The sequence below is a fragment of the Rhizobium sp. BT03 genome, from assembly GCF_030053155.1.
GTDB lineage: Bacteria > Pseudomonadota > Alphaproteobacteria > Rhizobiales > Rhizobiaceae > Rhizobium.
Window position 1 is genome coordinate 796,634 of the sequence record NZ_CP125640.1, and the last position, 21,499, is coordinate 818,132.

The 21,499-nt window shown below is 61.1% G+C and carries 23 protein-coding genes; 13 read left to right on the forward strand and 10 right to left on the reverse strand.

Annotated elements, in window-relative coordinates; all coding sequences use genetic code 11:
• The first annotated feature begins 120 nt into the window (after positions 1-120).
• Positions 121-1,380: a cyclopropane-fatty-acyl-phospholipid synthase family protein gene (locus QMO80_RS03940; protein WP_283198970.1), complete on the forward strand. Its 1,260-nt coding sequence runs from the start codon at positions 121-123 to the stop codon at positions 1,378-1,380.
• On the opposite strand, the gene QMO80_RS03945 is transcribed toward QMO80_RS03940, so the two are convergent.
• Positions 1,381-2,214 carry an SDR family NAD(P)-dependent oxidoreductase gene (locus tag QMO80_RS03945; RefSeq protein WP_283198971.1) on the reverse strand — a complete coding sequence of 278 codons (834 nt, stop codon included), beginning with the start codon at positions 2,212-2,214 and terminating at the stop codon, positions 1,381-1,383.
• Positions 2,215-2,312: 98 nt separating this feature from the next.
• On the reverse strand, positions 2,313-2,972 hold the full coding sequence (locus QMO80_RS03950) for a ChrR family anti-sigma-E factor (protein ID WP_283198972.1): 660 nt from the start codon (positions 2,970-2,972) through the stop codon (positions 2,313-2,315).
• 225 nt (positions 2,973-3,197) lie between these two features.
• Here QMO80_RS03950 and QMO80_RS03955 point away from each other — a divergent pair, with 225 nt between their 5' ends.
• From QMO80_RS03955 to QMO80_RS03975, 5 genes are all read left to right on the forward strand, one after another.
• Entirely contained in the window at positions 3,198-4,235 is a 1,038-nt protein-coding gene (locus tag QMO80_RS03955) for a cysteine synthase A (RefSeq protein WP_283198973.1), read from the forward strand.
• A gap of 6 nt (positions 4,236-4,241) precedes the next feature.
• Positions 4,242-4,979 (forward strand): alanyl-tRNA editing protein, encoded by a 738-nt coding sequence (locus QMO80_RS03960; RefSeq protein ID WP_283198974.1) that lies wholly within the window; start codon positions 4,242-4,244, stop codon positions 4,977-4,979.
• Positions 4,980-4,997: 18 nt separating this feature from the next.
• A complete protein-coding gene (gene sseA / locus QMO80_RS03965; protein WP_283198975.1) occupies positions 4,998-5,867 on the forward strand; it encodes a 3-mercaptopyruvate sulfurtransferase in 870 nt (289 codons plus the stop codon).
• 5 nt (positions 5,868-5,872) lie between these two features.
• Positions 5,873-6,433 carry a GNAT family N-acetyltransferase gene (locus tag QMO80_RS03970; protein ID WP_283198976.1) on the forward strand — a complete coding sequence of 187 codons (561 nt, stop codon included), beginning with the start codon at positions 5,873-5,875 and terminating at the stop codon, positions 6,431-6,433.
• Between the two features lie 303 nt (positions 6,434-6,736).
• Positions 6,737-7,243 carry a DUF1203 domain-containing protein gene (locus QMO80_RS03975; protein ID WP_283198977.1) on the forward strand — a complete coding sequence of 169 codons (507 nt, stop codon included), beginning with the start codon at positions 6,737-6,739 and terminating at the stop codon, positions 7,241-7,243.
• 16 nt (positions 7,244-7,259) lie between these two features.
• On the opposite strand, the gene ald is transcribed toward QMO80_RS03975, so the two are convergent.
• A complete protein-coding gene (ald, locus tag QMO80_RS03980) occupies positions 7,260-8,378 on the reverse strand; it encodes an alanine dehydrogenase (RefSeq protein WP_283198978.1) in 1,119 nt (372 codons plus the stop codon).
• 156 nt (positions 8,379-8,534) lie between these two features.
• Here ald and QMO80_RS03985 point away from each other — a divergent pair, with 156 nt between their 5' ends.
• The 4 genes from QMO80_RS03985 (at position 8,535) to QMO80_RS04000 (ending at position 12,692) form a co-directional block, all read left to right on the forward strand.
• The gene (locus QMO80_RS03985) at positions 8,535-8,996 is read left to right on the forward strand and encodes an Lrp/AsnC family transcriptional regulator (protein WP_283198979.1); all 462 of its coding nucleotides are present in this window, start codon (positions 8,535-8,537) and stop codon (positions 8,994-8,996) included.
• 62 nt (positions 8,997-9,058) lie between these two features.
• Entirely contained in the window at positions 9,059-9,940 is an 882-nt protein-coding gene (locus QMO80_RS03990) for a DMT family transporter (RefSeq protein WP_283198980.1), read from the forward strand.
• 85 nt (positions 9,941-10,025) lie between these two features.
• Positions 10,026-10,427, forward strand: a complete 402-nt coding sequence (locus tag QMO80_RS03995) for a PilZ domain-containing protein (protein ID WP_283198981.1) — start codon at positions 10,026-10,028, stop codon at positions 10,425-10,427.
• Positions 10,428-10,703: 276 nt separating this feature from the next.
• Positions 10,704-12,692: a bifunctional 2',3'-cyclic-nucleotide 2'-phosphodiesterase/3'-nucleotidase gene (locus tag QMO80_RS04000; RefSeq protein ID WP_283198982.1), complete on the forward strand. Its 1,989-nt coding sequence runs from the start codon at positions 10,704-10,706 to the stop codon at positions 12,690-12,692.
• A 39-nt stretch (positions 12,693-12,731) separates the two neighbouring features.
• On the opposite strand, the gene QMO80_RS04005 is transcribed toward QMO80_RS04000, so the two are convergent.
• Positions 12,732-13,700: a LysR family transcriptional regulator gene (locus QMO80_RS04005; RefSeq protein ID WP_183853958.1), complete on the reverse strand. Its 969-nt coding sequence runs from the start codon at positions 13,698-13,700 to the stop codon at positions 12,732-12,734.
• Positions 13,701-13,837: 137 nt separating this feature from the next.
• On the opposite strand from QMO80_RS04005, the gene QMO80_RS04010 reads away from it, so the two are divergent.
• Positions 13,838-14,452 carry an FMN-dependent NADH-azoreductase gene (locus tag QMO80_RS04010; protein ID WP_283198983.1) on the forward strand — a complete coding sequence of 205 codons (615 nt, stop codon included), beginning with the start codon at positions 13,838-13,840 and terminating at the stop codon, positions 14,450-14,452.
• A gap of 52 nt (positions 14,453-14,504) precedes the next feature.
• On the opposite strand, the gene QMO80_RS04015 is transcribed toward QMO80_RS04010, so the two are convergent.
• Positions 14,505-15,080: a TetR/AcrR family transcriptional regulator gene (locus QMO80_RS04015; protein WP_283198984.1), complete on the reverse strand. Its 576-nt coding sequence runs from the start codon at positions 15,078-15,080 to the stop codon at positions 14,505-14,507.
• A gap of 106 nt (positions 15,081-15,186) precedes the next feature.
• On the opposite strand from QMO80_RS04015, the gene QMO80_RS04020 reads away from it, so the two are divergent.
• Positions 15,187-15,963 carry an SDR family oxidoreductase gene (locus tag QMO80_RS04020; protein WP_283198985.1) on the forward strand — a complete coding sequence of 259 codons (777 nt, stop codon included), beginning with the start codon at positions 15,187-15,189 and terminating at the stop codon, positions 15,961-15,963.
• A 78-nt stretch (positions 15,964-16,041) separates the two neighbouring features.
• Here the strand turns inward: QMO80_RS04020 and QMO80_RS04025 are convergent, their stop codons facing one another.
• The 4 genes from QMO80_RS04025 to ilvA form a co-directional block, all read right to left on the reverse strand.
• Positions 16,042-17,253, reverse strand: coding sequence for an MFS transporter (locus QMO80_RS04025; protein WP_283198986.1), 1,212 nt, complete (start codon positions 17,251-17,253; stop codon positions 16,042-16,044).
• A gap of 181 nt (positions 17,254-17,434) precedes the next feature.
• Entirely contained in the window at positions 17,435-18,706 is a 1,272-nt protein-coding gene (locus tag QMO80_RS04030; protein ID WP_283198987.1) for a diguanylate cyclase, read from the reverse strand.
• A 253-nt stretch (positions 18,707-18,959) separates the two neighbouring features.
• Positions 18,960-19,286, reverse strand: coding sequence for an HlyU family transcriptional regulator (locus QMO80_RS04035; protein WP_283198988.1), 327 nt, complete (start codon positions 19,284-19,286; stop codon positions 18,960-18,962).
• Positions 19,287-19,323: 37 nt separating this feature from the next.
• Positions 19,324-20,574 (reverse strand): threonine ammonia-lyase, encoded by a 1,251-nt coding sequence (gene ilvA / locus QMO80_RS04040; RefSeq protein WP_283198989.1) that lies wholly within the window; start codon positions 20,572-20,574, stop codon positions 19,324-19,326.
• A gap of 192 nt (positions 20,575-20,766) precedes the next feature.
• On the opposite strand from ilvA, the gene QMO80_RS04045 reads away from it, so the two are divergent.
• Complete coding sequence (locus tag QMO80_RS04045) at positions 20,767-21,123, forward strand: VanZ family protein (protein ID WP_283198990.1); 357 nt, start codon at positions 20,767-20,769, stop codon at positions 21,121-21,123.
• On the opposite strand, the gene QMO80_RS04050 is transcribed toward QMO80_RS04045, so the two are convergent.
• The gene (locus QMO80_RS04050; protein WP_257784959.1) at positions 21,120-21,251 is read right to left on the reverse strand and encodes a hypothetical protein; all 132 of its coding nucleotides are present in this window, start codon (positions 21,249-21,251) and stop codon (positions 21,120-21,122) included. The genes QMO80_RS04045 and QMO80_RS04050 overlap by 4 nt on opposite strands.
• Positions 21,252-21,499: the final 248 nt, after the last annotated feature.

Here is a 21,499-nt window from a genome sequence, read left to right on the forward strand (position 1 = left end):
TCTGTTCCGATTTCGGGAATTATGCGGTAGCCTTCGGTGCAATGGCCGGGGGGCGGCCGCGTGTTTATGATAGGATGCTTCGTCGTCCCTAACCGGCAAGAAAATGCTGGAGGAGGAGAGATGAGCAAGGCGCAGGACTGGAATCTGCTGGCTCGTGACGCGGTGACGCTGACGGCCGAAAACATGTCCCGCATGGTGAAGGGTCTTCCCTTCAAGGCAAAGCTGGCTCTGCGCGGACTTCTGCACATGCAGCACGGTTCGCTCGCCGTTACCCTCCCCGACGGCCGCCGGCTGCTGGTCGAGGGCAAGAAGGCCGGGCCGAAAGCGGCTCTCAGCCTCCACAACTGGAACCTTGCCTACCGGGCGCTGACGAGCGGCACGATCGGGGTTGCCGAAACCTATATGGACGGCGACTGGGACAGCCCCGACATCGCCTCCTTCCTCGAACTCTTTCTCGTCAACGGCGAGGCGGCCTTCAGCTATGCGCATGGCAAGGGCGGCCTTGGCCGCCTGCTCGAGCGCGTCCGCCATTGGATGAACACCAACACCAGGACAGGCTCGAAGCGCAACATTTCCGCCCATTACGATCTCGGCAACGATTTCTACAGGCAATGGCTCGATCCGAGCATGACCTATTCCTCCGCACTCTACTCCACCGGCGCCAACGACCTGCAATCGGCACAGAATGCCAAATATCGCGCGCTCGCCGAGGCGACCGGCATCGGGCCCGGAGATCACGTGCTGGAGATCGGCTGCGGCTGGGGCGGTTTTGCCGAATTCGCGGCAGGCGAGCTGAATTGCAAGGTGACCGGGCTGACGATCAGCCGCGAGCAGCTCGCCTTCGCCGAAGAGCGCATCCGCAAGGCCGGCCTCGGCGACCGCGTCGAATTCCGCTTCCAGGACTACCGCGACGAGGTCGGCCTTTATGACCGGATCGTCTCGATCGAAATGTTCGAAGCGGTCGGCGAGAAATATTGGCCGTCCTATTTCTCCAAGCTCAGGCAATGTCTGAAGCCGGGTGGCAAGGCCGGCCTGCAGATCATCACCATCCAGCCAGAATCCTTCGACCAGTATCGCAGCAATCCCGACTTCATCCAGAAATATGTCTTTCCCGGCGGCATGCTGCCGACGCGCAATCACCTGGCAGACCTTGCCGGCAAGGTCGATCTGTCGCTGGACAAGGATTTCGGCTTCGGGCTCGACTATGCCCGCACGCTTGCCGAATGGCGCGAGCGCTTCTGGTCGGTGTGGGAACGCATCCGCCCGATGGGTTTCGACGAGCGTTTCAAACGGCTCTGGGAATTCTACCTGTTCTATTGCGAGGCCGGCTTCCGCGCCCGCAATATCGATGTGCGCCAGGTGGTGTTCTCGCGCCGCTGATCATTCCGCTGGATGCGGCGTCACCGGATGGTGACCTGCCGATGGCGGCCGCTCCCGCCAGCCGGTTACGCGGTTCACCAGCGGGAAATAAGCGCCATAGGGCAGCAGGCGCGCCAGCTTCAGCATGGTGGCGAAGCGCTTCGGGAACGTGATCTCGAAAGCCTGCGTTTTCAGACCGGCGGCAATCTCCCGGGCCGCCTCCTCGACCGATACCAGCGCCGGCGTGGGAAAGGCGTTCTTCCGCGTTGCCGGCGTATCGACGAAACCGGGGCTGACGAGCTGGATGCGGATGCCGATCTTGTCGAGATCGAATTTCAGGCTTTCGGCCATATTGATCAGCGCCGCCTTGGTCGCTCCATAGGCCGCCCCCGTCGGCAGGCCGCCATAGCCGGTGACGGCGGAGACGATGGCGATCTGCCCCTGCCCCTTCGTCTTCATATGGCCGATCGCCGGCAACAGACAGTTGACGACGCCGGAAAGATTGACGGCAAAGCTTTTCTCGAAATCGGCGCGGTTCATATCCTCGGCATGAACCGGCAGATAGACGCCGGCATTGAGGATCGCCATAGCGAGCGTGCCGTGCTCATATTCGATGGAGGCCATGATGTGTTCCATGTCCTCGGCATCGGTCACGTCGCCGTCGAGAACGACGATGCTGCCGGAAAGGCCGCGGGCCTCGGCCTGCAGTTCGACCAGCTTTTCGTGACGTCTTGAAGTAACGGCGACCTTGTATCCTTCGGCCGCGAGCTTCAGCGCAAGCGCCCGGCCGATACCGGAGCTCGCCCCGGTGATCCAGACGATTCCATGTTCGGGACGGGCGATGAAATCACGCATGACATCTTCCTCCGGCTCTGCCTGACCAACACGAAAACAGCTCCGGAAGTTTCTGTTCCTCCCGGATGTATGGCTCTATCACACCATTGTGGCTGCTTTCAGCCGATCAGGTCGCCAATCATCTGGCGAAGGGATCCCGTCAGCCTGACCGGCCCGTCCGAAACGGCAAAGGCGATGCAGGGCCTGTCTTTTTCGGCGACCGGCCGGTGGTCGACCGTCTCGTCGGCAATGGAGATGTCGCCGGGGCCGAAACGGCCGCGTTCATCGTTGAAGGCGCCGTCGAGGATGAGGATCAGCTCCATGCCTTTGTGGGTGTGAGCCGGCAGGGCGCGGCCTGGACGGATCCACATCAGGCTGACCTCGCAGCCGTCCATATCGAGGCAATAGTCCTTGAAGCCCGGCAACCGCCGCCGCCAGGGTACGTTCTCGGCTTCGAAGCCGACGAGATCACGCAATGCCTGGGGAAAGAGCGCGTTTTCCGGCCATGCGGCCGCCCGTGGCGCCGGCACGGGAGAAGCGGAGGAAAAGATTGCCTGAAGCCGCCGGTCGCGATCGGCAATGGCGGTTCCCGGCACGCTTTCCAGCGCCTCCCCGGCGAGCAGCTCGAGGCTGTCCACCAGCCTGCGATTGTCCGGCTTCATTTCGAGATGGGACCGCACCAGCACACGCGCCGGCTCGGGCAAGGAGCCGGCAACATAATGCGCCATCAATGCATCGATCGTGTCGATCTGCTCGTCAATCATGCCGGTTTCGGTCACGCCTAGTTGCCGCGCTCCGTTTTCGCTTTGTCGTCATCCGTACGGGGAAAGTCAATCTTCGGATCACCCCGCGCGCGGCAGATTGCGGGCCATGCGTCATTTCGGGGGAGGAAGGCCAAATTTTATCGTGCCCGACAGAGGCGTGGAATAGCATTTCTTGCCAACTCAGCCTTGTGAAGGGAAAAGACCGTTCCTAAAGTAAGAGTTCGAATAGAGGCAGATTCCATGACCTTCCACCCTTCCGTCCTCGAAGCCATCGGCAATACGCCCCTGATCAAACTCAAGGGCGCGTCGGCGGCAACCGGCTGCACCATCCTCGGCAAGGCGGAGTTCCTGAACCCCGGCCAATCGGTGAAGGATCGCGCCGCGCTCTTTATCATCCGCGACGCTGAGCGGAAGGGGCTGCTTCGGCCCGGCGGCGTCATCGTCGAAGGCACGGCCGGCAATACCGGCATCGGCCTGACGCTGGTCGCCAAGGCGCTCGGCTACCGCACCGTCATCGTCATCCCGGAAACGCAGAGCCAGGAAAAGAAGGACGCGCTGAAACTGCTCGGCGCCGAGCTCGTCGAAGTGCCCGCCGTTCCCTACAAAAACCCCAACAACTACGTGAAGGTTTCCGGCCGGCTCGCCGAGCAGCTGGCGAAGACCGAGCCGAACGGGGCGATCTGGGCGAACCAGTTCGACAATGTCGCCAACCGCCAGGCGCATGTCGAAACGACCGCCCGGGAAATCTGGAACGATACCGACGGCAAGGTCGACGGCTTCATCTGCTCGGTCGGCTCGGGCGGCACGCTGGCCGGCGTCGCAGCCGGCCTCAAGGCTTTCAAGGCGGATATCAAGATCGGCATCGCCGATCCAGACGGCGCCGCTCTTTACGAGTTCTATCAGAACGGCACACTGAAATCCGAGGGTTCTTCGATCACCGAGGGTATCGGCCAGGGCCGCATTACCGCCAACCTCGAAGGCTTCACCCCCGATTTTTCCTATCGGGTCTCCGATGCCGAAGCGCTTCCCTATCTTTTCGATCTCGTCGAAAACGAGGGCTTGTGCCTTGGCGGCTCGACGGCGATCAACATTGCCGGCGCGGTCAAACTCGCCCGGGATCTCGGACCCGGCCACACGGTGGTGACGATCCTCTGCGATTACGGCAACCGCTATCAGTCGAAGCTCTTCAACCCTGATTTCCTGACGTCGAAGGGACTGCCCGTTCCGGGCTGGATGGCCAAGTCGCCCGAGATAAACGTTCCCTACGAACCCGCGTGAGACCCCATGCCCGTCAATGCCCTTTATCGTGACGACTTCTATCTCTCGACATGCGAGGCGGTCGTCACCGCCGTGCACGAGGATGGGGGCATTGAACTCGACCAGACCTGCTTCTATGCGACGTCGGGCGGCCAGCCGGGTGACACCGGAGAACTGGAACGCGCCGACGGCAGCAAGATCGCGCTTGGCCAGACGAAACACGGTCCGAGCAAGGATATCGTCATCCACGTGCCGCTTGAAAACGAGCCGCGGCCCGTGGTCGGCGAGGCGCTGGTGCTGCATGTCGACTGGCTACGCCGCTACAAACTGATGCGCATGCACACGGCCTGCCATCTGCTGTCCGTCGTCTGCTCCTATCCGATCACCGGGGCTGCCGTCGGCGAGGAGGAAAGCCGCGTCGATTTCGACATGAGCGAGACGATCGACAAGGACGAGGTCACGGCCAGCCTGATGGAACTGGTCGGTCAGAACCATCCGGTCTACCTGCAATGGATCACCGACGAGGAACTTGCCGCCAATCCCGACATCGTCAAATCAAAGAACGTGCGCCCGCCGATCGGGCTCGGGCGCGTCAGCCTCGTCTGCATCGGCGAGAACTCCTCGATTGACAGCCAGCCCTGCGGCGGCACACATGTCTCCGAGACACAGGAAGTCGGGCAGATTCACATCGCCAAAATCGAAAAGAAGGGCAAGGAGAACCGGCGCTTCCGCATCCGTTTCGGCACGCCCGGCGACTACGCCTGAGCATCAAGGGAGAGCATCATGAGTGACAGCAAGAGCCGTTTCGTCGTCTCGGCCGATTGGCTGCAGGCCGAACTCGGCAAACCGGATCTGCGTGTACTCGACGCCTCCTTCTATCTGCCGGCGCAGAAACGCGATGCCGATGCCGAATATGCGGCCGGCCATATTCCCGGCGCCATCCGCTTCGACCAGGACAAGATCGCCGACCATTCGACGTCGCTGCCGCACACAATCCCCTCCCCCGATTATTTCGCCGCCGAAGTCGGCCGGCTCGGCATCAGCGAGAGCGATCGCATCGTCGTCTATGACGGCATCGGCCTGTTCGCCTCGCCGCGCGTCTGGTGGCTGTTCCGGGTGATGGGTGCAAGGAATGTTTTCGTGCTCGACGGCGGTCTCGACGGCTGGAAGGCCGAAGGCCGTCCGCTTGAAACCACCGTGCCCAGCCATGCGCCGGCGCGTTTCACGCCCGATTTCGACGCGAGCCGCGTGGTGACGCTCGACAGCATGCGCGACATCGTCTCGAGCGGCGCGATGCAGATCGCCGATGCCCGCAGCGCCGGCCGCTTTGCCGCCGCCGAGCCCGAGCCGCGTGCCGGCATGCGCTCCGGCCACATGCCCGGCGCCCGCAGCCTGCCCTCCGGCACATTCGCCAACCAGGGCCGGTTCAAATCGCTGCCCGAACTGCGCCAGACGATCGAGGATGCCGGCATCGATCTTTCGAAGCCTGTCGTTACCTCCTGCGGCTCGGGCATCACCGCGGCGATCATCACGCTGGCGCTGGAATCGCTCGGCCATCACGACAACAGGCTTTATGACGGCTCGTGGAGCGAATGGGGCAGCCGTGACGATACGCCCATCGTCACCGGTCCGCCAACACCTGATAAAGCCTGATCGCCATGGGGAAGACACCCGCTTCTTTGAAAGCTCACATCACGCGGCTCGAAATGACGGCCGCGCCGAAGGCGAGTATGCCGGTGCCGGTCAATATCCAGACGGCGATCATGCGCGCGCCTGCGATCCCGCTGCCCTTCTACCGCTACCTTTACCGGCAGGTCGGCGCGCGCTGGCAATGGGTGGACCGGCTGCGCATGAGCGACGAGCAACTGACCCAGACGCTGAACGACAAGCGCAACAATATCAGCGTCCTCTATGTGAACGGCGCGCCGGCCGGCTTCTACGAATATTTCTGTGAGGATGAGGATACGATCGAGCTCAGCCATTTTGGTCTGATCGAACATGCGCTCGGCCTCGGCATCGGCAAATGGTTCCTGCTGCAGGCGCTCTACGCAATCTGGTCGCTCAATCCGAAGCGGGTCACCACCACGACGAACAATCTCGACCACCCGCGCGCACTGCAGCTCTACCAGATGTACGGCTTCTCCCCGGTCTCGACCGGTACAGGCATTGTCCGGCCGCTGAGCGACAAGGAGCTGCTGGAGATGGCGCGGAAAGGCTGAGAGGTTGGTTCCCTATGCGGGGAAAGCGCCTACCCCGCCGCCCCTCATTCCTGTGCTTGTCACAGGAATCCAGCCACGGCGCGTCTGCGCCGTGAATGAAGCAATACCATAACGGGAAAAGTCTATCGCACCCAGGGACTTGGGCGCACTGGATTCCTGTGACGAGCACAGGAATGAGAGAGGAGAGGCGGAAATTCTCCATCAATCGTTGATGAGCCGGCGACAATTGGCAACGCGCAAGAATCGGGTGGCTTGCGCGCTCGTTCGGGCGCAATTTTCAAGGCGATCACAAGGAGATCTGCCATGACCACCATTCGTTTTGCCGCCATGCCGACCGTCGATGCCAGAGCCCTCTGGAACGGCGGCCGCGACGCCTATGACAACCTGCCCGAGACGATGATATCGGACGGTGACGGCAACCCTTGCCGCCATTGCCTGCAGGATATCGAAGAGGGCGACGAGTTTCTGGTTTTCGCCTACCGGCCCTTCCCGGCGCTGCAGCCCTATGCCGAGACCGGGCCCATTTTCCTGCACAAGCAGCCTTGCAGGCGCTACGCCGCCGATGAGGTACTGCCGCCGGTGCTGACGGCCAGCCCCGACTTCATCGTCCGCGGCTATGGCGAGAACGACCGTATCGTCTACGGCACCGGGGCCGTGACCGAAATCGCCGATATTCCGGCCTATGCCGAGACATTGCTGGCGCGACCTAGTATCGCCTACGTGCATGTGCGCTCGGCGCGCAACAACTGCTTCCAGTGCCGGATCGACAAGGTAAAAGCGCCGGCCTCTGAGACCGGCGCCTTTAGTTGACCTGGAGTCAGGCAGCTTACGCTACGTTCAGCACGCTTTCCGGCGCGAAGGCCTCGTAGCCGAGCGCCTCGGCGACCGGCCTGTTGGTGATGCGGCCCTTATGCACATTGAGGCCGTTCCTCAGGTGCTTGTCTTCGGCGATGGCGCGCAGGCCGCGATCGGCAAGCGCCAGGCCGTGGACGAGCGTCGCATTGTTCAGCGCGTGCGCCGAGGTGACGGGCACTGCGCCCGGCATGTTGGCGACGCAATAATGCACCACGCCTTCGACCTCGTAGGTCGGGTCGGAATGGGTCGTCGCATGCGAGGTCTCGAAGCAGCCGCCCTGGTCGATGGCGACGTCGACGACGACGGAGCCCTTCTTCATGCCGGACAGCATTTCGCGGGTGACGAGTTTCGGCGCGGCGGCGCCGGGGATCAGCACGGCGCCGATGATGAGATCGGCCGAGAAGACCTCCTCTTCCAGCGCCTGGATGCTGGAATAACGCGTGTGGATGCGGCCTGCAAAGATATCGTCGAGCTGGCGCAAGCGCGGCAGCGAGCGGTCGAGAATGCTGACATCGGCGCCAAGGCCGGCGGCCATCCGGGCGGCATGCAGGCCGACGACGCCGCCGCCGATGACCGCGACCTTGGCCGGCAGCACGCCGGGCACGCCGCCGAGCAAGACGCCGAGGCCGCCATTGGCTTTCTGCAGCGCTGTCGCGCCCGCCTGGATCGACAGGCGGCCGGCGACCTCAGACATCGGCGCCAGCAGCGGCAGGCCGCCGCGCTCGTCGGTCACCGTCTCATAGGCGATCGCGGTGACGCCGGAGGCGATCAGACCCTTGGTCTGCTCGGGATCGGGCGCCAGATGCAGATAGGTATAGAGAAGCTGACCGTCGCGGAGCTGCGCCCATTCGGAGGGCTGCGGCTCCTTCACCTTGACGATCATATCGCATTTTTCGAAGATATCCTTGGCGGAGGCGGCGATCTTCGCGCCCGCCGCGGCATAGGCGGCGTCATCGGCGCCGATGCCGGCGCCCGCCTTCGTCTCCACCCAGACTTCATGGCCATGGGCGACGTATTCGCGCACCGAAGCCGGCGTCAGGCCGACGCGATATTCATGATTCTTGATTTCCTTCGGGCAACCGACACGCATTGGCGTTCCTCTCCTGTCATCTCCGCAGTCGCGGATCTCCTCAGACGATGAATCCAACCACCAAGGCAACGAAATGTCCTTGCAAAGACGATTTGCGAAGACGCGTTTTTTCGGCGATTATTGTGCTCTTTACCTCTTTCTTCGAAGGTTCTTCGAATGGCCGATCTCGATACCATCGATCTTGCGATTCTCAGGGCATTGCAGGCCAATGCGCGCATCACCAATGCCGAGCTTGCCGAAAGGATCGGCCTCTCGCCTTCGGCCTGTTCGCGCCGGCTCGACATTCTGGAGCGAAGCGGCGTCATCGACGGTTATCACGCGCGGCTTTCGCACAAGGCGCTCGACTACAAGATGATTGCCATCGTGCATATCTCGCTGTCGGGCCAGTTCGCCAAGACGCTGGCGGAATTCGAGGCGGCGGTGAAGCTCTGCCCCAACGTGCTCGTCTGTTACCTGATGTCGGGCGAATATGACTATATTCTCAGGGTCGCCGCGCGGGATCTCGAAGATTACGAGCGGATCCACCGCGACTGGCTGTCGGCCCTGCCCCACGTCGTCAAGATTAATTCGAGTTTTGCCCTCAGAGAGATCATCGACAAGCCGAATGTCGGGCTTTGAGCCCTTGCATATTGGCGGAAAGCCTGCCCAGACTTTCGGTGTTTCCCGCACAACGGCATATCATGACATCGAAGACCCACGGTTATATTTTCGCTCTGCTGGCGATCACCATCTTCTCTCTGCAGGACGCCATCTCGAAACATCTGGCGTCCACCTACCCGCCGATCTTCGTGACGATGATCCGCTACTGGGCCTTCGCGCTGTTCACCATCATCCTCGCTTCGAAGATGCGTGGCGGCCTGAAGACGACGGCCCGCACCAAACGCCCGCTTCTTCAGGTCGTGCGCGGCGTGCTGCTTGCCGTTCAGGTGGTTTTGGCCATCACCTGTTTTGCCGTGATCGGCCTTGCCCGCTCACAAGCGATCTTTTCCGCGACGCCGATCCTGATCGCGCTGCTGTCGATGCCGATCCTCGGCGAGCGGGTTGGCTGGCGACGATGGATGGCAATTGGCGCCGGGCTTTTCGGGGTGCTGCTAATTCTGAAGCCGGAAGGCGAGTTTTTCGATGTGAAGCTGCTTCTGGCCATTATTTCCTGCTTCAACTTCGCCTTCTATGTCATCGCCACGCGTCTCGTCAGCCGCGACGACTCGTCGATGACCAGCTTCTTCTATACCGGCGTCATCGGCGGCATCACGATGAGCATCATCGGCCCGTTCTACTGGAGCTCCATGTCGCCGGGAGACTGGGGCTGGATGGCGCTCGTCTGCGTGACCAGCATTTCCAGCCACTATTTCCTGATCCGCGCTTACGATCTCCTTGATGCCGCCGCGGTCCAGCCGCTGACCTATCTGTCCCTGGTCTACGCCTCGATCATCGGTGTGACGATCTATGACGAAACGCTCAGTCTCAACACGATCATCGGCTCGATCATCGTCGTTGCCGCCGGGATTTTCACCATCTGGCGCGAACATGTGGTGGGCCGCAGGACGGTCGCGGGCAGGTAATGATTTCACTGCAATTTTAGCCAAGCCCCTAAAACCATTTCAATTTTCGTGCGCTATGCTCCCTGTTATATTTAAGGGAGAACATATGAGCCACAATTTGAAAATCACGGCCCGCAAGGCCGACCGGAAAAACTGCCGCGTCTTCGGCAGCGTCAAATATCTGAACAGCGAAGTGGATGTCCGCATTCTCAACCTGTCGGTGACCGGCGCCGCCCTGGAGACGAAGACGCCGCTCCATGCCGCTTCCGGCAGCAAGGTGCGCATCGAAACCGAAAATATCGGACTGCTCGAAGGCATCATCCGCTGGAAGCACAATGGCCGTATCGGCGTTCAGTTCGATGTGAATTCGAATGCCCGGGCACAGGTCTCCTCCTATTTCCGCTTTTTCCATAAGGAAATACGGCCGGTGCTGGCGGTGCGTCAGCTTAGAGCCGCGACCAGTGGCGACCGCCCACCTCATTTGGCGACATTGACGCTGAAATCGTAAGGCTGCCCGCTTTTGCGCCGAAGGGAGCGGCGGAGACCGTTCCGGCAGCTACTGTAGACTTGACGTCGATGGCAGCGGCGCGCGATGACGATCCTGCCGATGATCCCGCCTCCGATCGATTTCCGTCGGATGGCTGCACCATAAATTGCATTTTAAAACCACATCGCCTTTGCTAGCGATTGTTTTGCCGTCCTGTCATTTTAGCAGTGTACTCCTCGCCAAATCGTCCTAATTCTGACGGGCCGGACGATGCATGATCCTTCAAGGAGAGTTTCGATGTCTTCCATTTTCGATGCTGGCGTCATGAGCCGCCGTTCCCTGCTCGGCGGTCTCGCCGCGACTTCCGCCCTGGTGCTGCTGCACCCTTTCAGCGCCCGCGCCAGCGCCAACCAGGCGCATCTGCGGCTGATGGAAACGACCGACATTCACGTCAACGTCTTCCCTTATGACTATTACGCCGACAAGCCGAACGACACGATGGGCCTGTCGCGCACCGGGACGATCATCGACAATATCCGCGCCGAGGCCGTCAACTCGCTGCTCATCGACAATGGCGACGTGCTGCAGGGCAATCCGATGGGCGACTACATGGCCTATCAGCACGGCATGAAGGACGGCGACGTCCATCCCGTGATCAAGGCGATGAACACGCTCGGATACACGGTCGGGACGCTCGGCAATCACGAGTTCAATTACGGCCTCGACTTCATGTTCAAGGTGCTGTCGGGCGCAAACTTCCCCTTCGTCTGCGCCAACCTGACCAAGGGCCAACTCGCTTCGGATCCGAAGCAGGACGATCTCTTCTTCAAGCCCTACATCATCGTGGAAAAACAGATCAAGGACGGCGCCGGTAAGGAGAGCCCGGTCAAGATCGGCTTCATCGGCTTCGTGCCGCCGCAGATCATGCTCTGGGATATCAAGAACCTCGAAGGCAAGGCGCAGACGCGCGATATCGTCGAGGCCGCCAAGGCCTGGGTTCCGGCGATGAAGGAAGCCGGCGCCGATATCGTCATCGCGCTCTCCCATTCCGGCATCGACGGTGCCGCGCCCTCCGAAAAGATGGAAAACGCCTCGCTGCATCTTGCCGCCGTCGAAGGGATCGATGCGATCTTCACCGGCCACCAGCATCTCGTCTTCCCCGGCCCGAAGAGCTGGGACGGCATTGCCAATGCCGATCCGGTAAAGGGCACGCTGCATGGCAAGCCCGCAGTCATGGCCGGCTTCTGGGGCTCGCATCTCGGCCTCATCGACCTGCTGCTCGAAAAGGACGGCAACGGCTGGAAGATCGTCGACTTCACCTCGGAAGCACGGGCGATCTTTCATCGCGACGACAAGAAGAAGGTGGTTGCCGACTACGCCGACAAGAAGGATGTGGTCGAAGCCGCCAAGGCCGAGCATGAGGCAACGCTCGCCTATGTCCGCACGCCGGTCGGCAAGACGTCGGCGCCGCTCTATTCCTACTTCGCGCTGGTCGCCGACGATCCTTCCGTGCAGGTCGTCTCCCAGGCCCAGACCTGGTACATCAAGCAGATGCTGGCCGATACCAAGTTCAAGGATCTGCCGGTGCTTTCGGCGGCGGCCCCCTTCAAGGCCGGCGGCCGCGGCGGCGCCGACTATTATACCGACGTCCCGGCCGGCGATATCGCCATCAAGAACGTCGCCGACCTCTATCTCTATCCGAACACGGTGCAGGCTGTCGCCATCACCGGCGCCCAGGTGAAGAACTGGCTGGAAATGTCGGCCGGCATGTTCAACCACATCGACGCCGGCTCGAAGGATGCGCCGCTGCTCAACAGTGACTTCCCATCCTACAATTTCGACGTCATCGACGGCGTGACCTACCAGATCGACCTGTCGCAACCGCCGAAATATGATTCCTCCGGCAAGCCGATCAATCCGGATGCCAACCGCATCCAGAACCTCGCCTTCGACGGCAAGCCGATCGATCCGGCCCAGAAATTCGTTGTCGTTACCAACAATTACCGCGCCGGCGGCGGCGGCAGTTTCCCGGAGATCGCAGCGGACAAGGTGATCTTCCAGGCGCCGGACACCAACCGCGACGTCATCGTCCGCTATATCCACGACCAGGGCACGATCAATCCGTCGGCCGATGCGAACTGGACCTTCAAGCCGCTGCCAGGCACGACGGTGACCTTCGAGAGCGGCCCGAAGGCAAAGCAGTTCCTCGCCGCGGTCAAGAGCGTCAAGATCGAGGATGCCGGCGACGGTGGCGACGGCTTCTCGAAGTTCAGGCTGGTTCTCTAATCGGAAGAAAATTTCGAGGGACGCGCACGCGCGCCTTCCTCATTCTGCCGCGAGCGGGATTGCGGGTTCGCGCAGCTCCGCGATCTGGGCGTGAAAATCCGCCTGGCTCGGACAATGGGTAAGCCGGGTGCGGAACGCGTCGATCATCCAGGTGGCGGCAGGTCCGGGCGGGTTGGCGAGCCGGCGCATCGAATAGATCGGATACTCCCCCTGTTCGTAGGCATCCAGATCGAGATGGATGAGCGCGCCGCTCAGGAGATCGTCATGGATGAGCGACGCCGGAAGTCCGCCCCAGCCAAGGCCGGCCTTGATCAGCTGATGCTTCGTCGAAATATCGCTGACGCGCCATGTTTTGTAGGACAAAACGTTGAAATCGCGCCCCTTCGTCAGGCCCGACGCATCGGTGACGACGAGCTGCACCTCATCGCGCACGTCGCCGAGCGTCAGCGGCCGGTCGAGCCCGGCAAGCGGGTGGTTAGGCGCGGCGACAGGCATCATGAAGGAGTGACCGATCCGTTCGGTGACGACCGAATCGTCCTGCTTCAGAACTGCTCCACCGATGCCGATCGTCGCCTTGCCGCTCATGACCAGATCCATGACCATTCCGAGCTCGCCGACGTTGAGGTTCAGCGAAACCGATGGGAACATCTCGCGGAATTCGTGGAGCACATCAACCACGGCCTTTGACGGCACCATGACGCTAATGGCAACGGAAACCTCCGCTTCGAGCCCTTCCTTCAGGCTCTTGACGCGCGCCCGCATGACCTGCAGGTCGCCGAGGATACGGCGCGCATCCTCCAGCATCGCCCTGCCCGCCTCCGTCAACTTTGGCTGGCGGGCGCCGGAGCGCTCGAAAAGCGGCACTTCAAGCTGCGCCTCCAGATTGGCGATCGTATAGCTGACGACCGACTGAGCTCGGTTCAGCGCCCGCGACGCAGCCGAGAAGCTGCCGGTCTCGGCAACGGTCAAAAACACCTGCAATTGGTCCAGCGTCGGGTTCGGAAGCATATCCATCCATTCCATCGATAGTTTCGATCGACATTATCACCGTTTTTTCGATAGCAAGCCAGACCTATTTTCCGCTTCGAGACTGCGGCTCACCTCCCAAAACGGGCCGACAAATCCAATTCGAAAGGAAATGCACCATGTCGTCCATCCTTCTTCTGACGTCCAGCCCGCGTGCCGAATCGCTCTCGACGCCGATCGCCGTCGAACTCGCCGAGAAGCTGAAGAACCAGAATCCGGGCAGCGTCCTCGTTCGCCGCGACCTTGCCGCCAGCCCGCTGCCGCATATCGACGACCTCTTCACCGGCGCGATCCGCAAGCCGGCCGAGGCCCGCACTGCCGAGGAAGTCGCCGCCGTCAAGACCTCCGACGAACTCGTCAATGAACTCTTTGCTGCCGACACGATCGTCATCAGCACCGGCCTCATCAACTTCAACATCTACTCTTCGCTGAAGACCTGGATCGACAACGTCGCCCGTGCCGGCCTGACGTTCAAATACACGGAAAGCGGCCCGGTCGGCCTGCTCACCGGCAAGAAGGTTTACGTGGTGCTTACCTCGGGCGGCGTCTACTCGCAGGGACCGGCTGCCCCCTTGAACCACGCCGTGCCGTATCTGAAGTCGGTTCTCGGCTTCCTCGGCATCACCGATGTCGAAACCATCTATGTCGAAGGCCTCGCCTTCGGCCCGGAAGCTGCCGAAAAGGCCATCGACGCCGCCAAGTCGCGCGTTCAGGAAATCGCGCTGGCTGCCTGATCGGCTCTCAACGCCTACTGTAGTGCAGCGGCCGGCTTTCGCCGGCCGTTTGTCATTTGTCGATGTCGGCGACAAAATCCCGGATCGTCGCGAGGATTTCGGTCGAGAGATTCTCATCGGCAGAAATCCTGGCAAAGCCGACGCCGCCCGCCATCATCGCGAAAGCCATGATCGCCTTACGTCGCCTTTCGCCCTCGTCCGCTCCCGCAGCCTTGCTTGCCAAAGCTTCGAAATTACGCCTCAGCCCGGCCGTCGCGATCGCCCTCGCCTTCTCGCCGCTGCGGGATAGATCGGAGGTCAGCGCGGCAAAGGGGCAGCCTTCGCCGGGGTTGTCGCGGTGATAGGCGCTGACATAACGATCGGCGATATCGGCCGCAGTCATCTCCGCCGGGTTCACTCCTTCGGCCTCAAGCCCGCGTCCCCATGAATCGAAGGCGAACTGGACTGCCTCGGCGACGAGATCGTCGCGGGAGGCGAAGTGCTTGTAGAAGCCGCCGACAGTCAGCCCGGCTTCCTTCATCAGGTCGGCGACGCCGATACCGTCAAGCCCCTCCTCGCGCAGCCGCCTCGATGCGGTCTCGACGATCTTCTCGTGCGTCTTCTGTTTTTCCAGTTGCGAACGCCCCATCGGATTCTCCCTGCATTGCCTCTTGACTTGCATGGATTACAATCATAATCCTTATAGATAACGATCATAATCCAGATCGTTGTCATTTCCAAGAGGAGCATGCATCATGCGTCTAAGAAACAAGGTCGCCCTGATCACCGGCGGCAACAGCGGTATCGGTCTTGCAACCGCCAAGGTGTTCATCGATGAGGGTGCCAAGGTGGTGATCACCGGCCGCAACCCGGAAACGCTTGCCGCCGCCGAAAAGGCGCTTGGGGCCGGCGTGCTGGCGCTGAAAGTCGACGTCACCGATGCCGCCGCCACCGAGAAGGCTTTTGCGGAAGCTGCCGCAAAGGTCGGCAAGTTCGACATCGTCTTCGCCAATGCCGGCATCGGCGGCGCGACACCGCTCGGTGACACGTCGCCAGAGCAGTTCAATCGGATCATCAGCACCAATCTGACGGCAGTGTTCTTCACCGTGCAATCGGCCCTGCCGCATCTCAACGACAGCGGCTCGGTGATCCTCAACGGCTCGGTGCATGCCGTGCTCGGCGCTCCCGGCTGGTCGGCCTATGCGGCCACCAAGGCTGCGGTGCGCGCGATGACGCGCAATATGGCGTCGGAACTCGCACCGCGCGGCATCCGCGTCAACCAGGTGACTCCCGGCGGCACGAAGACACCGATCTGGTCGCCGATGGCACCCACAGAAGATGCGATGTCGGCGCTCGAGGCTCGCATGGGCGGTCTGAGCCCGCTCGGCCGCATGAGCGAAGCCGACGAAATCGCCAAGGCGGCGCTCTATCTGGCGTCGGACGATTCCGTCAATGTCACCGGTATCGAGATCACCGTCGACGGCGGCATGACAAGTGCGCCGTCCGGCGCCAAGATCTTCCGCGCTGCCTAAGCAAATCGGACCCGGGCAACACCAAACTTGCCCGGGTCCCCATCTTGTTCCAGACTTCGGTTAGTCGCCGAAGGCTTCCTATTTCTCCGCGAAGGACGTTTTGCCGATTGTCGCGCGGTGGGCAATACGAAACAGGACGATCGCTGAATTCAGGCCGGCAAGCAGGAGCAAGACATAGAGCATCGCCTGAATGCCGGAGGAAACAATCAGATTGCCGGCGATCAGTGGGAAGCCGAAGACGCCGATGAAATAGGACAGCGAGAACAAGAGAAGCGATTGCGGCATAAGCCCCTTGGGCGCCTCATTTGCGGCCAGCCCATTGATGACGGAATAGGTCAGCCCATAGCCAAGGCCGAGCACCGCCGCAGCGCCGAGATAGGCGAGCTGACTTGATGTCACCACCAGGAACAGCAGGATGGAGGCGAGCGTCAGGCTCGTCAGCACCAGAAGCGAATAGAATGGATCCTTCTTGACCACATAGCCCGCCACGAACAGTCGGCTCAGGATGGCGGCGGACATGAAACCGATGAAGAACAGCGAATAATCGAAGCCGTGCGCCTTGGCGTAGCTGGTCTGAAAGCTGGACAGCCCGCCGAAAATCGCACCGCCGATGCCGACCATGGCGATGGAATAGATCGCCCGCGACGCAATCACCTGACGCGCTGCGGCAAAAGAGATCTTGTTGACATGCGGCAGAATCTTGCCGGCATTGGTCAGCCGCAGATGCAGATAAAAGTAAAGAGCACCGCCGACGAGACTGGACAGGAATGCAAAGGCGAATGCCGTCTCGATCGGCATGGACCAGACGGTGGCAATGCGGCCGATGATCGGTCCGGCGCCGATTCCCGACATCATCGATCCCGAAAGCAGAGCAAAGAACCTGATCCGGTGCTCAGGCTCGGTGATCGCGGCGACCAGGATGGGGCCGAGCGCATAGAAGGTGCCCCAGCCGATGCCGAGGACAAAACCGACGGTCATCAGGCTGAGCCCGGCTGCGGGCACCATGGCAAATCCCAGCCCCGATGCCGCCAGAAACAGCCCGGAAATCGCCACCGCCCGCGCAGAGCCGATGGCATCGGCGATGTGGCCGGAGAGGATCACCAGAATGACGGTGCTGATGGTTGCCGCCGAGATGATCAGGCCGGCGAGCGCCTCGTTGCCGCCGCGCTGACCGACCAGCACCGGGATCAGAAAGGTCACGCCATAGGCGATCGAAAGAAGAAATCCTCCGATACATAGGACGGCAAACTCGCCGCCATCGACCTTCGTCCGTGCAACTGCATCCGTCATATCTCCACGCCCCTCGTAGGAAAGCCTTATCGGTTGCGGCAATGGAGATCACGTTTGCACTGTGCTAACAAGCCGTTTTTATTGTTCTTATAACCTATTGAAATTTTGTGATATTGGTGTCTGATGTTTGCGTTTACGCAACATCACAAACACCGGCAATCAACCTGCTGCGTCGATCGGGTCAACCGAGTTTCACCACGCCGGAGCGGCCGACGACGCAGTTGCGGCCGCTCTTCTTGGCCGCATAAAGCCTGCCGTCGGCGGCCGTCAGCACCGCGGTGAAATCGACGCCGTCCTCGTCGGCGGTCGCGACGCCGATGCTGACCGTGACCGGCCTGTCGTCCGGCGTCTTGACGCTGGTGGCGATCGTCCAGCGCAGGCGTTCGGCAAGCAGCAGACCTTCCTCGTGGTCTGTGCCCGGACAAACGGCAACGAATTCCTCGCCGCCGAAGCGGAAGACGCGGTCGCTCGAACGCAAGGTCGTGCCCAACCGGGCGGCGATCGCCTTCAACACCTCATCGCCCTGGAGATGGCCGTAGCCGTCATTGACATCCTTGAAGTGATCGGCGTCGATAATCAGGATGGTGGCGGACAGCCCCTGCCTCAATGCCTCGCGCAGCATCAGCGGCGCTTCCAGTTCCATGCGCGTGCGATCGTAGACGCCGGTGAGCATGTCGCGGCCGGTGCGCTCCAGAAGATCGTTGTAGCGCTCGCGGAAGGTCAGGTCGCCGAAAACGTCGCTGATCGAGCGTGCGGACACGGCAACGCCGCCCCGACGGATACGATACTCATAGATCGCGAACATCGCCGCATAGAGGCAGACGGCAAGCATTTTCGCCTTCCAGCCTGCCCAGAATGCGGCGATCGGCACGCCCAGGAAATAATTCAGCGCGGCGAAGAAACCGATCTGGTCGAAGGTCAGCAGCACGAAGCCCGAAATCAGGAAACGCAGGACGACGCGACGGCGAAAGAAATCACCGAGTTTTTCGTAAAGCAGAATGATGCCGAGCGAATCGACATAGAGCAGCGCCGTGCCCCAGATCATCAGCCAGCCCATCTCCTGGAGGAAATCGACGTCGGGCGTGTGGTTGGGCGACACCTGCAGCGGCAGGTGCAGTTGCAGCACCCAGGCAATGCCGACGGTCAGCAGGTTGCCGAGGAACAGGCCGTAGATCGGCTGGCGGACCGTCGCGGCATCCTCCTGCAGGTAAAGCATCAGGATCATCATCAGCTTGCCGGAGAAGAAGACCGACGAGCCCGGCGACACATCGCCGAACGGCAGCGCGATATAGAAGACCGCCGCCAGGTAGGTCTCCATGAAATGCATGACGCCGAGCGCCGTCAGGAAAACCCCGAGACCGAGCCGATGACGGAAATGCAGAAGCGTGACCATCAGCGCGAAATAAGCGATGGCTTCGACGGCAAAGAGAGCGAGGTTGAGCGTCTCCATCACCGCACCCCGGCTTCGGGCCGACGCCCTGGACCGAACGCGTGCGCGGTGGCCGCGACGGCGGATTCTTTGGTCGATCGTCCGAAAAACTCAAACACGAGGGCGGCCCTGCAAATGCTGCAGGCCGTAGTTTTGGCTGCAATCCTTTAAGATTGCGTGAGCGAGATGCCTATCACCGACGGCGGCGCCGCGTCACAGGATTGAAAAAAAAGAATAATTGTGGCCGGTATCACGTGGCGATGCGGCAATCCCGATCTCAGACCTGACGTAGCTTCTCGCCGTCGCCAAAGAGTGACGAACCATGCTGGTCTATGATCTGCTGTGCCTTGCGCACCGTGCATTCGAGCGCATCGTCGGAGGAAGAAAACAGATCGGCGCGGATGAAATTGCGCACCAGCACCTCGTCGCCGACCTTCTTTTCGATGCGGCCGGCTAGGCGATATTGGCTGCCTTCCCTACGCGGCTCCGCATAGATCGTGCAATCGTTGTAAAGCTGCGGCTCGCCGGAAGGGCCTGCCGCCTCCGAGGCGGGTTTGCCGCCGCCGGAGAACATCGAAAAGATATTTGAAAGGAACGAAGCCATGATCCGCCTTTAGCACGATGACATTGTTTTCGCCAAGTCAAATGATCAGGTTGGCGAGGATCTCGTTTTCGGTGATATCCTCATAACCCATGCCGGCGGCTTCGAAATTTCCGATCAGCCGGGCGAAATTCTCCGGCGCCTTGGTTTCGATGCCGATGAGGATCGAGCCGAAATTGCGGGCCGATTTCTTCAGATATTCGAAGCGGGCGATATCGTCGTCGGGGCCGAGCAGATTGAGGAAATCCCTGAGCGCGCCGGGGCGCTGGGCGAGCCGCAATATGAAATATTTCTTCAGCCCTGCGTAACGCATGGCTCTTTCCTTTACGTCAGGCAGGCGCTCGAAATCGAAATTGCCGCCGGAAACGACGGCAACGATGGTCTTGCCGCGGATCGCTTCAGCGTCCATCGCGGCGATCGCCGTCAGCGACAGGGCGCCGGCCGGCTCCAGCACGACGCCCTCGACATTCAGCATCTCCTGGATGGTGACGCAGATGGCGTTCTCGGGCATCAGCTGCACTTGGCTTGCCGGGAAATCGCGAAGGGCGGCGAAATTCAGGTCGCCGATGCGGGCGACGGCAGCGCCGTCGACGAAGTTGTCGACCTTGGCAAGCGTCGTCACCTCACCCGCCTCGATGCTGCGCCTCAGGCTCGGCGCGCCGGCGGGCTCGGTAAAGACGAAGGCCGATTTCGGCACGGTGCCGTCGAGATAACCGGTGATGCCGGCGGCAAGGCCGCCACCGCCGACCGGCAGGACGACCATATCGGGCACCGTTCCCTCAGGCAGCTGCTGCATGATCTCGGCGGCGACGGTCGCCTGCCCTTCGATGATATCGGCATGGTCGAAGGGCGGCACCATGACGCCGCCGACCGCTTCGACATGATCGCGTGCGGCCTGGTAGCACTGGTCGAAGAAGTCGCCGAACAGCCGGATGGTGATGAATTCAGCGCCGAACATGCGGGTCTTGTCGATCTTCTGCTGCGGTGTCGTCACCGGCATGAAGACGACGCCCGGCACGCCGAAATGGCGGCAGACATAGGCAAAGCCCTGGGCGTGATTGCCGGCCGAGGCGCAGACGAAGGTCTTGCCGGAAGCACCCTGCCCGATCGCCTTGCGGAAGAAATTGAAGGCGCCGCGGATCTTGTAGGAGCGCACCGGCGACAGATCTTCGCGCTTCAGCCAGATATCGGCCCCATAGCGGGCGGAAAGATGATCGTTGAGCTGCAGCGGCGTTGCCGGAAAAAGGCTGCGCATTGCCTCTTCGGCGCTTTCGACATCAAGTCTCGTCACGGGCGTGATCCATTCTCATCATTATACCGCCGCTATGACACAGGCCGACCGGCAAAAGAAAGCCCGCCTCTGCCGTTTACGGTTCGGCTCCGGCCTTGTTTACGAAAGCTTTTCTTAAGCCAACCGCGAAATTGACGGCACATGAACTGATTTTAACTGTCAATGAAAAGGCGAGCCATTAAATATGAAGCCATGATCATGTTCAAATTCGCAAGACCGCTCGCCTGGCTGTTGCTCGCCTTCATCCTCTTCGTCACGGTTTCGCCGATCGGGCTGAGGCCGGAAACCGTCACGACTGTCGATACCGACCGCGCAGCCGCCTATGTTCTTCTCGGTCTCGCCTTTGCGCTCGCCTATCCGAAACAGTGGAAATTGGTGGCCGTGCTGCTGATCGCTGGCGCCGTCGCCATCGAATATCTGCAGTATCTCTCGCCGACGCGCCATCCGCGCCTGCATGATGCCGGCATCAAGGCAATGGGCGCCGCCCTAGGGTTGCTGGCCGGCTGGGTGATCAACAGGTGGCGCGAGACGGTGATGATTTCAGGTTAGAAACCGCGAAACTCCATGGCCCAGAAGAACAGCGGTATCGCAGCCGTCGCGGTTCCCAGAACAAGCGCGACACTGGTCTTGAAGATCCGGATGCGCCGAACCTTAGCCCCAGTCCAATCGTAAACCATCGCCTTACTCCCACAAGACAACACTTACTCAACCGCCGCGGCGCAATCCTTGCACCGAAACTGCCCTTGTCAAGCGATAACGCGCTTATATCCCCGATATACGTGCATATTCAAACGGTATTATGAAGCTGTGTGGGCAAGAGGACACGAACCCGCATAACCCAAGCCGATAGTATCGCTGAGACCGCTACAGTTTATCGGCACGGGAATAACGACGATCACATCGTAGAGCACCGCATTTATGCTCG

Bases quoted from the DNA above. Each gene is read 5' to 3' on its own strand.
- QMO80_RS03940 (WP_283198970.1), top strand. From the start codon at position 121: ATGAGCAAGGCGCAGGACTGGAATCTGCTGGCTCGTGACGCGGTGACG.
- QMO80_RS03945 (WP_283198971.1), bottom strand. From the start codon at position 2,214: ATGCGTGATTTCATCGCCCGTCCCGAACATGGAATCGTCTGGATCACC.
- QMO80_RS03955 (WP_283198973.1), top strand. From the start codon at position 3,198: ATGACCTTCCACCCTTCCGTCCTCGAAGCCATCGGCAATACGCCCCTG.
- QMO80_RS03960 (WP_283198974.1), top strand. From the start codon at position 4,242: ATGCCCGTCAATGCCCTTTATCGTGACGACTTCTATCTCTCGACATGC.
- sseA (WP_283198975.1), top strand. From the start codon at position 4,998: ATGAGTGACAGCAAGAGCCGTTTCGTCGTCTCGGCCGATTGGCTGCAG.
- QMO80_RS03970 (WP_283198976.1), top strand. From the start codon at position 5,873: ATGGGGAAGACACCCGCTTCTTTGAAAGCTCACATCACGCGGCTCGAA.
- QMO80_RS03975 (WP_283198977.1), top strand. From the start codon at position 6,737: ATGACCACCATTCGTTTTGCCGCCATGCCGACCGTCGATGCCAGAGCC.
- ald (WP_283198978.1), bottom strand. From the start codon at position 8,378: ATGCGTGTCGGTTGCCCGAAGGAAATCAAGAATCATGAATATCGCGTC.
- QMO80_RS03985 (WP_283198979.1), top strand. From the start codon at position 8,535: ATGGCCGATCTCGATACCATCGATCTTGCGATTCTCAGGGCATTGCAG.
- QMO80_RS03990 (WP_283198980.1), top strand. From the start codon at position 9,059: ATGACATCGAAGACCCACGGTTATATTTTCGCTCTGCTGGCGATCACC.
- QMO80_RS03995 (WP_283198981.1), top strand. From the start codon at position 10,026: ATGAGCCACAATTTGAAAATCACGGCCCGCAAGGCCGACCGGAAAAAC.
- QMO80_RS04000 (WP_283198982.1), top strand. From the start codon at position 10,704: ATGTCTTCCATTTTCGATGCTGGCGTCATGAGCCGCCGTTCCCTGCTC.
- QMO80_RS04005 (WP_183853958.1), bottom strand. From the start codon at position 13,700: ATGCTTCCGAACCCGACGCTGGACCAATTGCAGGTGTTTTTGACCGTT.
- QMO80_RS04010 (WP_283198983.1), top strand. From the start codon at position 13,838: ATGTCGTCCATCCTTCTTCTGACGTCCAGCCCGCGTGCCGAATCGCTC.
- QMO80_RS04015 (WP_283198984.1), bottom strand. From the start codon at position 15,080: ATGGGGCGTTCGCAACTGGAAAAACAGAAGACGCACGAGAAGATCGTC.
- QMO80_RS04020 (WP_283198985.1), top strand. From the start codon at position 15,187: ATGCGTCTAAGAAACAAGGTCGCCCTGATCACCGGCGGCAACAGCGGT.
- QMO80_RS04025 (WP_283198986.1), bottom strand. From the start codon at position 17,253: ATGACGGATGCAGTTGCACGGACGAAGGTCGATGGCGGCGAGTTTGCC.
- QMO80_RS04035 (WP_283198988.1), bottom strand. From the start codon at position 19,286: ATGGCTTCGTTCCTTTCAAATATCTTTTCGATGTTCTCCGGCGGCGGC.
- QMO80_RS04045 (WP_283198990.1), top strand. From the start codon at position 20,767: ATGATCATGTTCAAATTCGCAAGACCGCTCGCCTGGCTGTTGCTCGCC.
- QMO80_RS04050 (WP_257784959.1), bottom strand. From the start codon at position 21,251: ATGGTTTACGATTGGACTGGGGCTAAGGTTCGGCGCATCCGGATCTTC.